This is a genomic window from Granulosicoccus sp. 3-233, from assembly GCF_052681095.1.
In genome coordinates, this window is record NZ_JBQYLE010000004.1 from 269,679 (window position 1) to 285,641 (window position 15,963).

Annotated in this window: 11 protein-coding genes; 6 read left to right on the forward strand and 5 right to left on the reverse strand. The window is 60.3% G+C overall.

All coding sequences use genetic code 11. From position 1 onward, the window contains the following. The first annotated feature begins 104 nt into the window (after positions 1-104). Positions 105-1,235, forward strand: coding sequence for an efflux RND transporter periplasmic adaptor subunit (locus ACUNV4_RS13150; RefSeq protein ID WP_430879019.1), 1,131 nt, complete (start codon positions 105-107; stop codon positions 1,233-1,235). A gap of 8 nt (positions 1,236-1,243) precedes the next feature. Beyond that, positions 1,244-4,336 carry an efflux RND transporter permease subunit gene (locus tag ACUNV4_RS13155; RefSeq protein ID WP_430879020.1) on the forward strand — a complete coding sequence of 1,031 codons (3,093 nt, stop codon included), beginning with the start codon at positions 1,244-1,246 and terminating at the stop codon, positions 4,334-4,336. A 98-nt stretch (positions 4,337-4,434) separates the two neighbouring features. Here ACUNV4_RS13155 and ACUNV4_RS13160 read toward each other — a convergent pair whose 3' ends face one another. The 5 genes from ACUNV4_RS13160 to ACUNV4_RS13180 all read right to left on the reverse strand — a co-directional run bounded on the left by ACUNV4_RS13160 (position 4,435) and on the right by ACUNV4_RS13180 (position 9,440). After that, entirely contained in the window at positions 4,435-5,151 is a 717-nt protein-coding gene (locus ACUNV4_RS13160; RefSeq protein ID WP_430879021.1) for a hypothetical protein, read from the reverse strand. A gap of 101 nt (positions 5,152-5,252) precedes the next feature. Next, positions 5,253-5,858, reverse strand: a complete 606-nt coding sequence (locus ACUNV4_RS13165) for a CDP-alcohol phosphatidyltransferase family protein (protein ID WP_430879022.1) — start codon at positions 5,856-5,858, stop codon at positions 5,253-5,255. Between the two features lie 15 nt (positions 5,859-5,873). Next, on the reverse strand, positions 5,874-6,506 hold the full coding sequence (locus ACUNV4_RS13170) for an ATP-binding cassette domain-containing protein (protein ID WP_430879023.1): 633 nt from the start codon (positions 6,504-6,506) through the stop codon (positions 5,874-5,876). Continuing rightward, positions 6,506-8,203: an ABC transporter permease gene (locus ACUNV4_RS13175; RefSeq protein WP_430879024.1), complete on the reverse strand. Its 1,698-nt coding sequence runs from the start codon at positions 8,201-8,203 to the stop codon at positions 6,506-6,508. The genes ACUNV4_RS13170 and ACUNV4_RS13175 overlap by 1 nt, the downstream gene beginning before the upstream one ends. A 43-nt stretch (positions 8,204-8,246) precedes the next feature. Next, positions 8,247-9,440, reverse strand: a complete 1,194-nt coding sequence (locus ACUNV4_RS13180) for an ABC transporter substrate-binding protein (protein WP_430879025.1) — start codon at positions 9,438-9,440, stop codon at positions 8,247-8,249. Between the two features lie 480 nt (positions 9,441-9,920). Here ACUNV4_RS13180 and ACUNV4_RS13185 point away from each other — a divergent pair, with 480 nt between their 5' ends. From ACUNV4_RS13185 to ACUNV4_RS13200, 4 genes are all read left to right on the forward strand, one after another. Next, positions 9,921-11,795 (forward strand): extracellular solute-binding protein, encoded by a 1,875-nt coding sequence (locus ACUNV4_RS13185; protein ID WP_430879026.1) that lies wholly within the window; start codon positions 9,921-9,923, stop codon positions 11,793-11,795. Positions 11,796-12,074: 279 nt separating this feature from the next. Next, positions 12,075-13,184 (forward strand): microcin C ABC transporter permease YejB, encoded by a 1,110-nt coding sequence (locus ACUNV4_RS13190; RefSeq protein ID WP_430879027.1) that lies wholly within the window; start codon positions 12,075-12,077, stop codon positions 13,182-13,184. 1 nt (position 13,185) lies between these two features. Further along, complete coding sequence (locus ACUNV4_RS13195; protein WP_430879028.1) at positions 13,186-14,229, forward strand: ABC transporter permease; 1,044 nt, start codon at positions 13,186-13,188, stop codon at positions 14,227-14,229. Continuing rightward, positions 14,222-15,847 (forward strand): ABC transporter ATP-binding protein, encoded by a 1,626-nt coding sequence (locus ACUNV4_RS13200; RefSeq protein WP_430879029.1) that lies wholly within the window; start codon positions 14,222-14,224, stop codon positions 15,845-15,847. Before ACUNV4_RS13195 ends, ACUNV4_RS13200 begins: the two co-directional genes overlap by 8 nt. Positions 15,848-15,963: the final 116 nt, after the last annotated feature.

Sequence of the window (15,963 nt, forward strand, 5' to 3'; positions counted from 1 at the left end):
AGTGCCGACACGCACACACATCAATTCGTACTATTCTTTCACCCGCCCCTGCTTCTTCACCTCGCGTGTCTGACAACGACGCCGCGGCAGCACAGTTAAAACTGATGAAAAAACGAATAGCCCTCTCTCTGTTAGGCCTGCTGGTCGTGATCGGAATACTGGGTGGCGTGAAAGCGCTGCAAATCAAGGAGCTGATCGCAGCCGGTGCGGAAGCCGTTCCCCCCAAGACTGCCGTGACTGCCGTTGACGTCAGCAACACGAGCTGGGAAACCACCTTCAAGGCCATCGGCACCCTCGAAGCGGCACAGGGGGTGGTCATCACCGCCGACCTGCCAGGCCGAGTCTCGCAATTGTTCTTCGATGGCGGTGAGCGCGTCTCTGCGGGCGATGTGCTGGTGCAGCAGGAAACCAGCACCGAAGATGCCCAGATGAAGGCTGCCGAATCGGATCTGGTGCTGGCCAACAGCAACCTTGACCGAGTCAACCGCTTGTTCAACAGCAAGGTCGTGTCGCGCTCGGAGTACGACTCTGCACGTTCCCAGGCCAGTGCGGCACAGGCCCAGCTGGACAACATCAAGGCAAGTCTGGCCAAGAAGCGCATCGTGGCCCCTTTCGACGGACGACTTGGCCTACGCCTGGTCGACATCGGTCAGGATCTGGCACAAGGCGTCGGGATCGTCTCGCTGCAGGCCTTCGACCCCATGCGCGTGAACTTCTCCTTGCCGCAGCAGGCATTGGCCAGCATTGCAGACGGCCTGCAGGTGCGTGTCACCACCGATGCCGTCCCTGACCGGGTCTTCAACGGCAGGATCACGGCCATCAACACCGAGATCGACAGCTCGACCCGAACGGTTCGCACCCAGGCGACGCTGGATGTCACAGCCGATGACGGCACCTCGGCACCCGCCTTGCTGCCGGGCATGTACGCCAGCGTGGAAGTGGTGCTGCCGGCCACCCGAGAAGTGCTGACCGTCCCATTGACCTCCGTGAGCTTTGCCACGTATGGCGACTCGGTCTTCATCGTGGAAAACGACGAAAACGAGCAGACCGTCGTCCGCCAGCAGTTCGTGCAGTTGGGTGAACGACGCGGGGACTTCGTGGAAGTCACCAAAGGCCTGGAAGCCGGCCTGCAGGTGGCCAATGATGGTGTCTTCAAGTTGCGCAATGGCGCCCCCGTGAATGTCATGGAAGGAGGCTCCGAAGCGAGCACCAAGCCGCAACCCGACAACTCCTGAGAACAGCGATGCGATTCACCGACCTTTTCGTCAAGCGTCCGGTGCTGGCCATCGTGGTCAGCCTGTTGATACTGATAGCCGGCATCCAGGCCATCAGCAGCCTGAGTGTGCGGCAATACCCTCGGAACGACAATGCGGTGGTCACCGTGACCACCGCCTATGTGGGTGCCAGCGCGGATCTGGTCCGCGGCTTCATCTCGACACCACTGGAGCGTGCCGTATCAGGCGCCGATGGCGTCGATTATGTCGAATCCTCCAGCCAGTTGGGCCTGTCCACCGTGCGGGTGCGGCTGGAACTCAACTATGACCCCATCAAGGCTCTGTCCGAAATCAGCGCGAAGGTGAACCAGGTGCGTGGGGATCTGCCCCCGGAAGCCGAGATACCGGTCATCAACGTCGAATCGGCAGACAGCGCCTTTGCCTCGGCCTACCTGAGCTTTACCTCCGACATTCTGCAGCCGAACCAGATCACCGACTTCCTGACTCGTGTGGTGCAACCTCGCCTCAGCGCGCTCGACGGCGTGCAGCGTGCCGATATCCTCGGTGGCCGCAATTTCGCCATGCGCATCTGGCTGGACCCGGAACTGCTGGCAGCCCATGGCATCACGCCGCTACAGGTTCGTCAGGCGCTGACTGCCAACAACTATCTCGCCGCTCTGGGCAAGACCAAGGGCGCCCTGATCGAAGTCAACCTGGCCGCCAATACCGATCTGTCCACGGTCGAGGAATTCGAAAACCTCGTCTTGCGTGCCGCCGATGACGCCGTCATCCGCATCCGCGACGTCGCCACGGTCGAACTCGGTGCCGACAATTACGACATGGAGGTTCGCTACAACGGTGCCGAGTCGATCTTCATGGGCATCTTCCCGCTGCCCAACGCCAATACGCTGGACGTGATCAAACTGGTCCGCGCCGAACTCGATGACATCAAGAGCGCGCTGCCGACCGGCATGACGGCCAATGTTGCCTACGATGCATCCGAATACATCGCCAGCTCCATTCGCGAAGTCATCTCCACCCTGACCGAAACCCTGATCATCGTGATGCTGGTGATCTACCTGTTCATGGGCTCCGTGCGATCTGTCATCGTGCCCATCGTCTCCATCCCCATCTCGCTCATCGGCGCCGTATTCCTGATGCAGATGTTCGGCTTCAGTGTCAATCTGCTCACCTTGCTGGCGGTGGTGCTCTCGGTCGGTCTGGTGGTCGACGATGCCATCGTGGTGGTGGAGAACGTCGAGCGACACATCAGTGAAGGGCTGTCGCGCATGGAAGCGGCCCTGCTGGGTGCCAGGGAACTGGTGGGCCCGGTCATTGCCATGACTGCAACCCTGGTCGCCGTGTACCTGCCCATCGGGTTGCAGGGCGGTTTGACAGGCTCCCTGTTTCAGGAATTTGCCTTCACCCTGGCAGGAGCCGTGACCATTTCAGGCGTTGTGGCACTGACACTCTCACCGATGCTCTCCGGCACTCTGCTGCGTGAAGGTGCCGCGGAACGTGGCTTCCAGAAGAAGGTCAACACCGTCTTCTTCGCGGTGCGACATCGCTATACCCGGCTGCTCGATGGCACTCTCAAGGCTCGGCCAGCGGTCTATATGGTGTGGATCGTGATCACATTGCTGTGCATCCCCATGTTCAGCATGTCGGCCAAGGAACTGGCCCCCACCGAAGATCAGGGGGTACTGTTCGGTATCGTCGATGGCGCCGGTAACACCACCATGGACAATGCCAGCCGCTTCGCGGCACAGGCCGACGAGGCCTTTCGCAGTGTCGATGAAACCACCTTCACCTTCCAGCTGACCTTCCCCTCCTCGGGCTTCGGCGGCATGGTGCTCGAGGACTGGGACGCACGCGAACGATCGGTGTTCGAGATCAAGCCCGAGATTGCACAGAAGCTCAATGACATTCCCGGCATCAGCATGATCCCGGTCACGCCACCGGCCTTGCCGGGTGGTGGGCAGTTCCCGGTGGAATTCATCCTCGCCTCCACCGCCGAACCGGACGCCATCCTGGAATTTGCCCAGCAGATCCAGATGCGCGCCATGCAGTCCGGCCTGTTTGCCTTCCCGCCCATCATCGACACCAAGATCGACAAGGCGCAGTCGGAACTGATCATCGACCGCGACAAGGTCGCCGATATGGGACTCACCATGCAGCAGGTCGGCGCCGATGTCGGCACCTTGCTCGGCGGGGGCTTCGTCAATCGCTTCAACATCGACGGGCGCAGCTACAAGGTCATCCCGCAAGCCAACCGGGTGGATCGTCTGAATCCGGAACAACTCGAGGAACTCTATGTCACCGGACCAGAAGGAGAGATGATCCAGCTCGGCTCGGTGGCCAGCATCGAAGACAGTACGGTGCCACGTACCCTGAACCGATTTCAGCAACTCAATGCCGTCAAGCTCAGTGGCGTGACCATCTCGACCCTCGACGAAGCGCTGAGCTTTCTGGAAACCACGGCCGCGGAAATCCTGCCATCGGGCTATACCGTGGATTACACCGGAGAATCCCGGCAGTTGCGCCTGGAAGGCAACAAGTTCCTGCCGGCCTTCGGCCTGGCCGTTGTCCTGATCTACCTGACTCTGGCCGCTCAGTTCAACAGCTTTCGCGACCCTCTGGTCATCCTCGCAGGCTCGGTACCGCTGGCCATGTTCGGCGCGCTCATCTTCACCTTCCTGAAGATGCCGAACCCGGAGATGCCCTACTGGACCAACAGCTTCACCACCACCCTCAACATCTACTCGCAAGTGGGTCTGGTGACACTGGTCGGACTGGTCGCCAAGAACGGCATCCTGCTGGTGGAGTTTGCCAAGCACATGCAGGAACAGGGCTTGCACAAACTGGCTGCGGTCAGAGCAGCGGCCTCAACCCGCTTTCGCCCGATCCTGATGACCACCGTTGCCACGGTTGCCGGTCACTTTCCGCTGGTTCTGGTTTCCGGCCCGGGAGCCGAAGCGCGTAATTCCATCGGCCTGGTTCTGGTGGGTGGCATGGGAATCGGCACCTTGTTCACCCTGTTTGTCATCCCGTCCATCTACATGCTGATTGCCCGAGACCTGGGAGGCAGCCTGGAGGAACTCCCCGCTCAGCAGCCAGCGTGATCAGCGGCTGAGGACATCGTACGGCTGTGTGTCCTGCCTGCCGAACATCTCCGTCAGCAGGCAGGGCAAGCAGACTGACTGACTGACTGTCAGTATGGTCAGCGGCGGGTGAAATCGAACAGGCCGGTGTAATGGCCCTTGACCAGCTGACCATCCTCCAGCGTCACACTGAAATGCAGTTCGATGTACGGCAGGGTGCCGGTGAAGTCGATGGTGCCACCAACAACCATCCGTTTTTCATCATCCTCGACATCGCCGCTCAGGTCCTCATCCACGCCGACATGGGCATCGGCGAAAAAGGCATTGCCGGCCAGCACGCCGCCCCCATCTCCAAACGGCGAGTAGCTGTAGGTGACCAGTGAGAACTGGTCGCCGGGGCTGTACATCCTGGCGTAGAACAGAGCGCTGGTTGCCACCGGCGTCAGCACATCGTACTGGCGTCCGCTCACCTCCAGCACGTCCGGCTGATACATGCCGTTGGCAAGCGTGAAGTTGACATTGAAGTGCTCACCGGTCTCCCCCCAGATATCCCCCAGCGCCGACTTCAACGGGTAGAGCCGACCATCGACGGACAGATTGCTGTCTCCTTCCGGCCCGACACTCTCAACCGGAACCGGGTCTTCATCGGGCAGGCCATCCACAAGAGGTGCGACCCCCTCCCCGCGCTGTGATCCATCGCCGTCATCCGCCGGCGCACCGGGCTCACTGACGGGATCAAGAGCTTCACTGTTACCATCCGTGGCCGAGGAATTCTGGCAGCCTTGCACCGTCACTGCGCAAAACAGAATAGCCAGGCTTTGATGTCTGAGGCTCACTACACATTCAACCAGTAGGACGTTTGGGAGAACAACTTACCGGAACAGAGAATTTGCTGCCACCTTTCTGTGGCTACATGGAGGAAAACAGGTTTCAGTAGCTACTGCAGTGTGCGGTAACCGAAGTAGATCCGATTGATGGCCGTGATCAGACAGATCGCGGCAAAACTCCAGGCAATGGGCGCAAACCAGGCCGGTAGCAAGCACATCAAGACAAAGCAGAGAATCGTTTCGGTACCCTCGGCCAGGCCGTTGAGATAGTACAGGCTCTTGTACGCAAAATCGGGACTCTCCAGGGAGTGCTTCTGCGCCTGCGTGGCGAAGGCCAGAAAACTGGCCCCGGTACCGACAAAGCTGGCGATCAATACGGCGGCTGGCAGAGCAAAGGCTGCCGGATCCGCCAGGGCAAAGCCCAGCGGAAACACGGCATAGAAGATGAAATCCAGAGTGATATCCAGATAACCTCCGGCATCGCTCGGCTCATCCAGTCTCGCCAGCTCCCCATCGAGCCCATCCGCCAGGCGATTGAGCAACAGACAGATCAGGGCCAACCCGTTGTGACCGGTCGCCAGCAGCGGCACACAGGCCAGACCGGCCACAAATCCGGCGACCGTGAGATGGTCCGCCTTCACCCCGCGCCGTTGCAACTGCCGGGCAACGCCGCGCAACGCCGGTTTCAAGCGCGGCACCAGATATTTGTCCAGCATGTCAGGCCTTCCTCCTCATTGTGCATGGCCCAGATTCAGGATATTCGCCTGCGGTGGAATATCCGCCTCATCATGTGTCACCAACACCACCGGCAGCTCTTTCGCCGATTGCCAGGTGAACTGCCTGATCTGTTCTCTCAAGGTGGCGTCGAGACCGGAGAAGGGCTCATCGAGCAACAGGGCGCAGGGATCGGACAACAGGGTTCTGATCAAGCTGACCCGCGCACGCTGTCCGCCCGAAAGTGTGGCCGGATCGCGATGTTCCATGCCGGCCAGGGAAGCCTCGGCCAGAGTCTGGCTGATACGCAGACGACGCTCCTCCCGACTGCCGCCGCGCAGACCGAAACGCAGATTGTCGCCAACACTCATGTGAGGAAACAGGTAATCCTGCTGCAGCATCAGACCCAGACGCCGCTTCTCGGTTGGCAGACAGGTCAGTTCTCGTGGCCCGAGCCAGACCTCGCCCGTGGCGCACAGTTTCGGCGCGATGGTGCCGGTCAGCCAGCTCAACAGACTCGATTTGCCACAACCACTGGGTCCCATCAGGGCCAGTACCTGCCCGGGTTCCACATTGAATGACAGATTGCGTACCAGCCATTTGCCATTGGGCAATTGCAGGCTCAAGTCTCTTACGCAGAGTTCGTGCATCAGCGATCAGGGGCTCGTGAAGATGAAGGCACTGCCTCGCGGGACACGCGGGAAGAGCGCCAGACAGGATAGATCAGGGCCAGGACAAAGGCCATCAGGGGCAGCAGGCTCTGCAATACCGCCAGTGCCGCTATCACGCGCCGGTCGACCCCGCCGAAACTGGTGACCAGTTCGGTTGCCAGGGTCGAATGGCGTCCCGCCCCCATCAGCAGCGTGGGCAGATACTGCGCCACACTGACCGCCACCGCCACGGCAGCGGCCTGACACAGCGGGCGCCGCAACAGTGGCAGACGGATGTGCAGCAGCACTCGCCAGTAACCGGCGCCCAGAACATGCGCCGCCTGCCCCCACTGCGGAGCCAGCTCACGCCAGGCTACCGCCAGAATCAGAATCACATACGGCAGGGTATACAGCCAGTGGGTGTAGACCACGCTCCACCATTGCCCGTCGATGCCTGCCCAGAGCGCAACCGCCTGCCAGCCGAACAACAGACTGACCTGAGGAATGAGCAAGGGAACAAACCAGATACTGTCCATTCGCGGCACGATGGCACGACGCTCGAATTCCAGCCAGATGATGGCGGACAGCAGCGACAATACCGTCACGGTCACCGCAATGCCAAGCGTGGTCATCGCAGGTTGCAGCAGCATATCGCTTCTGGCTGTCCAGTTGGCCAGCGTCCACTGGCTCGGCAGCGCATCGGGAAAACGCCAGCGACGCGTGAAACTCCAGAGCAGCAGCAACAGCAGTGACGACATGCTGGCCATCAGGATCACCATCACCGCGCTCATGCCAAGGCGGCGGAACAGTTTCATGCCATGGCCTCGCTCACCACTTTGTCGACGCCTTGCCGCAATGCGTGCAACAGCCCACTCCACAACCATCATGGCGATGAAACACAGGGCCACCAGCACCCCCAACAGCACAGCGCCAGCCGATGCTGCAGCCCGCGACCCCGGATCATTCACCAGCGACATCAGCAGGACAGCCAGGGTCGGCGGATTGCCTGGTCCCAGCAGGATGGCCATGTCCACCACGGTCAGGTTGAAAGCCAGAATGATCAGCAGGGTCAGACGGATGCGAGGATACAGTCGCGGCAGGATCAGACGGCTCCAGCAGCGCGCCGGGGCATAGCCGAGGGTGCGTCCGATGCGCAGGGAGGCCGAGACATTCAGGGCCGACAATTGCGACACCGCGGCCAGCAGCAGAAAGGGCGTTTCCTTGATGACCAGACCGATGATCAGCGACCAGCCGACGCTGTCCGGCACCACCCAGGCCTGCGGAGGACGTTCCCAGCCGCTGAGGCCCGGGGAGATCAGACGCACCAGTTCGCCACTGGGCGCCAGCAGAAAAATCAGACCGATGGCCAGAGCTGCGTGCGGCACGGCAAGAACCGGTGGCATGAGAGCGCTCATCCACGACCACCAGCGCGTGCCATGCACACAGACCAGTGTCAGTAGCGTCATCGCCAGAATCAGCACCGTCGAGACAATGCCGGTGAAGACACTGAATGACAGGGCTGGCACGAACCGCGGGTCGTTCAGTATCTGTGCGAAGCCGTTACCCGGTGCCAGCTCGGGAGTCAGCCCGAGGGCCGGCAGCAAGGTGCCCCCCAGACCCAGTACCACTGGCAGCAGGAACAGGACCATCAGGCACAACGCCAGGATTCGCTGCCCCCAGCGACTTGTCGGACTCATGCAACCCGCTCAGGCATACGGCATTCCTGCCGCTTGCAGCTGACTATTGACCGTATCGCTCCAGCCAGGCCGCTTCCAGCGCCTGAGCCCAGGACGCGTGTGGTTCGGGCAGGACCTTGCCCGTGCCGATGGGCAATGCCCAGACACCCGGATCCACCGTATCGAACAAGGCTCGCTGTTCATCGTCCAGGCGTTGCAAATCCAGTACCGTCGGCTCGCCCCAGTATTCCGGATCTGCCTTGCGAGCCTGAGCTTCGGGGGAAATCAGGAAATCGGCGACAACCATCGCACCGGCACTGGCGCTGGCATTCCAGGGTATCGAGACAAAATGCGTATTGCCGATCGTGCCGTTGTCGAACACATAGGTACGTACCGATTCCGGCAGCTGCCCACCTTTGACTGCGGCACTGGCCTCATTCGGATTGAACGATATGGCAATATCCAGTTCACCATCATCCAGCAGCTGACGGGTCATTTCACCACTGGTGGGCCAGCTCTTGCCGGCACCACGCAGCCGAGGATGCAGCTGATCCAGATAAGCCCACAGGGGTGCCGTGACGACGTCGAAATCTGCCTCCTCGACCGGAACGGACAATGCGCTCTCGGTCTCACTACCCGCCAGCAGTTCGATCAGCAATTGCTTGACGAAGGTGGTGCCATGAAAGGCAGGAGGCGCCGGGTAGGCAAAGCGTCCATCCCCATTCACGAACTCCAGCAGGGCCTGCGCGGAACGCGGTGGCTCGGCGACCGTATCCGTATCATGAATGAAGACCAGCTGCGCACCACCCCAGGGGGACTCCAGCCCCTCTACCGGCACGGAAAAATCGTACTTCACTGAGGCCGAATCCTTCAACAATCGGGCGTTCGGCAGATTGTTCGCGAAACTGCCCCACAGCAGCCCGGCTCGTTTCAGCGCAGCGAAGTTCTCGCCGTTGATCCACATCAGGTCGACATTGCCGTTCTCATCGCGTCCTACCAGCTTGGCTGCTTCCAACTGGCCCACGACCTCGGCGATGTCTGCCACCTTGACGTGCTCCAGAGTGACGCCATGCGCTGCCTTCACTTGCTCCCCGACCCAGCCCAGGTAGCCGTTGATGCGATCACTGCCGCCCCAGGCATTGAAGTAGACCGTCTGGCCGCGTGCCTCTTCCAGAACCTCACTCCATTCGCTATCCGGCTCCACCGCAAACGAGCGGCTGACGGCGGCGAACAGCAGAATGCCGACGGCGAATGGCATGCCCTTTCTCGCCCGTCGTTGCGCGCGCCGTTGCACTCGTTCTTGCACTCGTTCTTGCACTCGTTCTTGCACTCGCCCTTGCTGGCGCCCTTGCACTCGCTGATTCACACATTGCATGATCGGCTGAAGCCAGCTGGCGGCAGTGGAACAGGGATTGCGTGGCTGACCGCCATCAGCAGACGAGTCAATGGAATGCGAGTCAAGGATCGACATGCGGTAGAGCGCTCCATGGTTGCGAGGGTGAGAAGGATTCTGATGCACCGGACAGGTGCAAACCATCAGGCAGATACTGCAAACGGTCAATGCGGCGCTATTCTGGCATTGAATTTCGGAAAAGGTTCCAGTATGACTCCGGAGAGGCCTCGTGACAGGTTACGGCGACCCGGTAGCCATTGCTCGCAACCATCGACAGCTGAATCGTACTGCTAGACTCATCACAGAATCGCTGACAATCGTGGAGTATCAATGCTCGACATGACCATGAAATTTCCTTCCTCTCCTGCCATCACTCGCCTGAGCACTGCAGCAGTCCTGCTCCTGGCAGCGGTGGCTCAGCCGCTGCTCTCCACGGCCTGGGCGAACGAGCAATCAGGCGACATCACCCGCAGCTGGAGCATGGCGGAATTCGGAGAACCACTGTACGACGAGAGCATGACGCACTGGCCCTATGCCAACCCGGAGGCGCCTGCCGGCGGGAATATCGTACTGGGCGCTTTCGGCAGTTTCGACAGCCTCAATTCCTACATCCTCAAGGGTGAATTTCCACGCAGCCTCGGACTGGCCAGCGACACGCTGATGGTCGGCTCCGGTGATGAACTGGCATCGGCCTACGGCCTGCTGGCCAGCAGCGTCGAATACCCGGCCGACAAGAGCTGGATCCTGTTCACGCTGCGCCCCGAAGCCCGCTTCGATAACGGTCAACCGATCACGGCAGCCGATATCGAATTCAGCTTCAGGACCATCCGAGAACATGGACGCCCCTTCCTGAAATCCTTCTACAGCGAGGTGGACAGTGTGGAGCTTGTCGATGACCACCAGATCCGCTTCAATTTCAATACCACCAACACCATGAAGCCGCTGATGAAGGTGGCCGGCCTGTCGCCACTGTCGGTCGACTACTGGAAGGACAAGGACATCAGCAAGACCTACCTGACACCCGGACCATCCAGCGGGGCCTACTACATCAGCAATATCGATGCGGGGCGCTCGCTGACCTACACGCGAGTGGAGGATTACTGGGGCAAGGACCTGGCAATGAACAAGGGGCTGAACAACTTCGATTCGATCCGTTATGACTACTATCGTGACCTGGAGGTCATGCTCGAGGCGTTCAAGGCAGGAGAAATCGATTTCCGCGCCGAGAACAGCTCCAAGCGCTGGGCCACGGCTTACCAGATCGAGGAGGTGGACAATGGCGAGATCGTGCTCGATACCCCACCGGACAATACGCCCGGCGCCATTCAGGGTTACTTCTTCAATCTGCGGCGTGAGCCCTTTGGCGATCACCGCGTTCGTCAGGCCATCAACCTGCTCTACGACTTCGAGACCATCAAGCGCACGATTCTCTACAACCAGTACGAACGCATCAACAGTTACTTTCCCAACTCTGACTACGGCAGCTCCGGGGCACCCACTGCCGAGGAGATCGCGGTGCTCGAACCGTTTCGCGAGCGACTGGCCCCCGAGGTAGTGAGTCAGGAATTTCGCGCACCGGTCACCGACGGCAGCGGCCGCAATCGGCGCGAGATGCGCCAGGCTCTGGGCCTGTTCAACGAGGCCGGCTGGCAACTGCAGGAAGGCAAACTGATGAAGGATGGACAACAGATGCGCATGGAGCTGTTGCTGGTCCAACCCGATGGACAGCGTACCGCTGCGCCCTTCATCCAGAATCTGAAGAAGGCGGGTATCGATGCCACGATTCGTATCGTGGACAGCGCACAATATCAGGTACGTGTCGATGACTTCGATTTCGATCTGATCTCGGTACGGCTGAACTTCTTCCCACCTCCCGGCCCGGAACTGCGTTCCTACTACGGCAGTGCTGCAGCCGATGAGCGGGGGTCTGCCAACATGGCTGGTATCAAGGACCCGGTGGTCGATGCTCTGGTGGAACAGATCGTGGCGGCGGAGTCGCTGGAAAAACTGCAAGTCACCACACGCGCCCTGGACCGGGTATTGCTGTGGAACCATTACGTCATTCCGCAGTTCTACAACGCCGAGCACCGCATTGCCTACTGGAATCGCTTTGGTCAACCCGACACGCTGCCCCGCTACATCAGTTTCACGGCCACCGGCTTTCCGACAGGCTGGTGGCTCGACCCGGCGCTGGACGGCAAACTCGACCTGGATCGTTGAAGCGGTTTTCCGCGATGTCGGAGAGCCGTATCCGGCAGTCCGGCAGTCCGGTACTCCGGTACTCCGGTACTCCGGCGGTTCGGCGGTTCGGCGGTTCGGCGGTTCGGCGGTTCGGCGGTTCGGCGGTTCGGCGGTTCGGCAGGATGATTGCTCCTCGCCCGACATGGATCGCCTGATGTACCGTGCTGCTGCGAAGCGCCTGCGCCTGGCCCGCGAATTGTTCGAGAGCCGGCAGCGCGCCCTGTCCGGCACAAACCACTCGGGAGCACGTCGCCTCTGATGCTGGCCTATATTCTCAGACGCCTGCTGCTGATCATCCCGACCCTGCTGGGCATCATGATCATCAACTTCGTGGTCATCCAGTTCGCCCCGGGCGGGCCGGTCGAACAGGTACTGGCCGAAATGCAGGGCAACGCCGCCGATGCTACCTCGGCCTTCTCCGGCCAGGCCGGTGACTTGCAGGAAAATACCCAGAGTGGTGGCAGCCTGCAGTCCGGCAATACCAGCAAATACCGCGGCGCCCAGGGGCTGGATCCGGCCATCATCGAGGAAATCGAAAAACAGTTCGGATTCGACAAGCCGGTGCACGAACGCTTTTTCAGCATGCTGTGGGACTATGCGCGTTTCGATTTCGGCAGCAGCTACTTTCGCGACGAGACCGTGATCAATCTGGTGCTGGAAAAGATGCCCGTATCGATCAGCCTGGGCTTGTGGACCACCTTGTTCGTCTATCTGATTTCCATCCCGCTGGGCATTCGCAAGGCCGTCAAGGACGGCTCGAAGTTCGACATCTGGAGCAGTGGTGCCATCGTTGTCGGCTACGCCATTCCCAGCTTCCTGTTTGCCATCCTGCTGATCATCCTGTTCGCCGGCGGACGTTATCTGGACCTGTTCCCGCTGCGCGGACTGACGTCTCCAGGCTGGGAACAGTTGAGTGCCGTGGAACGCGTACTCGACTATCTGTGGCACATCACGCTACCGGTGACCGCCATGGTCATCAGTGGCTTTGCCAGCCTGACCATGCTGACCAAGAACTCCTTTCTTGACCAGATCGGCATGCAGTATGTACAGACGGCACGAGCCAAGGGGCTCAACGAGCGCCAGGTGCTCTACGGTCACGTGTTTCGCAATGCCATGCTGATCGTCATTGCCGGCTTTCCCAGTGCTTTCATCTCTATCCTGTTTACCGGCTCCATCCTGATCGAAGTCATCTTCTCACTGGACGGGCTGGGCCTGCTGGGTTGGGAGGCGACAATCAACCGCGACTATCCAGTGGTCTTCGCCACTCTCTACTTCTTCACGCTGCTCGGCCTGATACTGCAACTGGTGGGCGATGTGATGTACCACCTGATCGACCCTCGCATCGACTTTGAACGCCGTGACTTCTGACATGCGACTCAGCCCCCTCAATCAGCGCCGCCTGCAAAGCTTCAAACGAAACAGGCGTGGCTTCTGGGCCTTCTGGATCTTTCTGCTCCTGTTTACTCTGTCCCTGGGTGCCGAACTGATTGCCAATGACAAACCCATAGCCGTGCACCATGACGGTGCCTGGTATTTTCCGGTCTTCAAGACCTATCCGGAAACAACCTTTGGTGGCGATCTGGCCTTCGATGCGGACTATACCGATCCCTACATCACCGAGCTGATCGAGGAAAAGGGATCACTGTACTGGCCGCTCATTCCCTTCTCGTATCAGAGCATCGATTTCGAACTGAGCACCAGCCCTCCCAGTGCGCCGACTGCCAGGCACTGGCTGGGCACCGATGATCAGGGCCGCGATGTGCTGGCACGCATCATCTACGGTTTTCGCGTGTCCGTGAGTTTCGGTCTGCTGCTGACGCTGTTCAGCACCGTCATCGGTGTCGCAGCCGGTGCTGTCCAGGGCTACTTCGGCGGGTTGCTGGACCTGCTCGCACAACGCTTCATCGAGATCTGGCAAGGACTTCCGGTGCTGTACCTGTTGATCATCATGGCCAGCGTCATCCAGCCGGGCTTCGTCTCCCTGCTGGTCCTGATGACCCTGTTCAGCTGGACCTCTCTGGTCGGCGTGGTACGGGCCGAATTCCTGCGCGCCCGCAATTTCGAATACATACGCGCCGCCAGGGCACTGGGCGTGGGCGATACCGCCATCATGATCCGGCACACCCTGCCCAATGCCATGGTGGCGACAGTGACCTTTCTGCCCTTCATCCTCAGTGGCTCCGTGACCACACTCACCGGGCTGGATTTTCTGGGACTGGGCTTGCCGCCCGGCTCGGCTTCGCTGGGCGAGATGCTGAAACAGGGCCGTGACAATCTGCATGCCCCCTGGCTGGGACTGACCGCATTCATCGTGCTGGCGGTCATGCTGAGCCTGCTGGTATTCATCGGCGAGGCCGTGCGTGACGCACTGGATCCGCGCAAGACCTTTTCCGGCGGTACGACCCATGACTGAACGTCTGTTGGAGATCGAGAATCTGCAGGTTGCCTTCGGCCAGGGCCCGGACCAGGCACTGGCGGTGGATGGCGTCTCATTGCATATCGACAAGGGGCAGACGGTAGCACTGGTGGGTGAAAGCGGCTCTGGCAAGTCGGTAACGGCCCTGTCCATATTGCAACTACTGCCCTACCCCTTTGCGCACCATCCCGCCGGACGTGTGAATTACCGTGGACAGGAGATGATGGGAGCCGGCCCGAGTGTGTTGCGAGCCGTTCGTGGCAACGAGATCAGCATGATCTTCCAGGAACCCATGACGTCCCTGAACCCGCTGCACAGCATCGAACGTCAGGTGGGTGAATCCCTGAAACTGCACCGTGGCTTGACCGGTGCTGCCGCACGAACTCGCATACTCGAGTTGCTGGAACTGGTGGGCATTCGCAACGCAGCCAGTCGATTGGGCGCCTATCCGCATGAGCTGTCCGGTGGCCAGCGACAACGCGTCATGATTGCCATGGCGTTGGCCAACGAGCCGGACCTGCTGATCGCCGACGAACCCACTACCGCCCTGGATGTGACCATTCAGGCACAGATTCTCGAACTGCTGGCGGAGCTGCAGACTCGCCTGGGCATGTCGCTGCTGCTGATAACCCACGATCTGGGGATCGTGCGCAAGATGGCAGACGAGATTCATGTGATGAAGGCCGGCAAGGTAGTGGAACGCAATCGAAGCGAAGCACTGTTCGCCTCTCCCGAGCACCCCTACACCCGGCAGCTGCTGTCGGCAGAACCCGGACAACTGCCGAAGCGCGCACTCGATGACACCGAACTCATTCTGCAGGGCCAACAGGTCAGTGTGCGTTTTCCGATCAAGGGCGGGTTGTTCGGTCGGGTCATCGATCATGTCGATGCCTGTGTCGATATCGACGTCGAATTGCGAGCCGGTCGCACCGTGGGTGTGGTGGGTGAGTCCGGCTCAGGCAAGACAACATTGGGCCTGGCACTGTTGCGTCTGATCGCCAGTGAAGGCGAAATCCGCTTCAGAGGGGCGCCGATCCATGACAGGTCCGGCAGCGATCTGCGCAGCCTTCGACAATCCATGCAGATTGTCTTTCAGGACCCCTTTGGCAGCCTGAGCCCGCGCATGTCCATCCTGCAGATCATCGAAGAAGGACTCAAGGTACATCAGACGACCATGAGTGCCGATGAACGACGTCAACGGGTCAGTGAGGCACTGCAGGAAGTCGGCCTGGAGCTCTCTGCCCTGCATCGCTACCCGCATGAATTCTCGGGAGGTCAACGTCAGCGCATCGCGATAGCGCGCGCCATGGTGCTCAAGCCCGCACTGGTCGTGCTGGATGAACCGACGTCGGCACTGGACATGTCCGTTCAGGCGCAGATCGTTCAGTTGCTGCAGGATCTGCAGGAGAAGCACGGCCTGGCCTATCTGTTCATCAGTCATGATCTGAAAGTGGTCAGGGCATTGAGTGACGACATCATTGTCATGCAGGCCGGCAAGGTAGTGGAAAGCGGTCCGGCGCAGCAGATTCTGGATCAGCCCCGGGAACCCTATACCCAGGCCCTGATGCGGGCAGCATTCGACATCGAGTCCGTGAACCGAGGTGTGAGTCAGTAACAACAGGCGTGACCGCGTGGCGGTCTCTGTTTCACTCGTCGATCATTGCGGTATGGAGAACCGGGGAACTTGTCAACAGATCGGGCTCTAAGTGGCCTCAATCCATTACCCCCTGG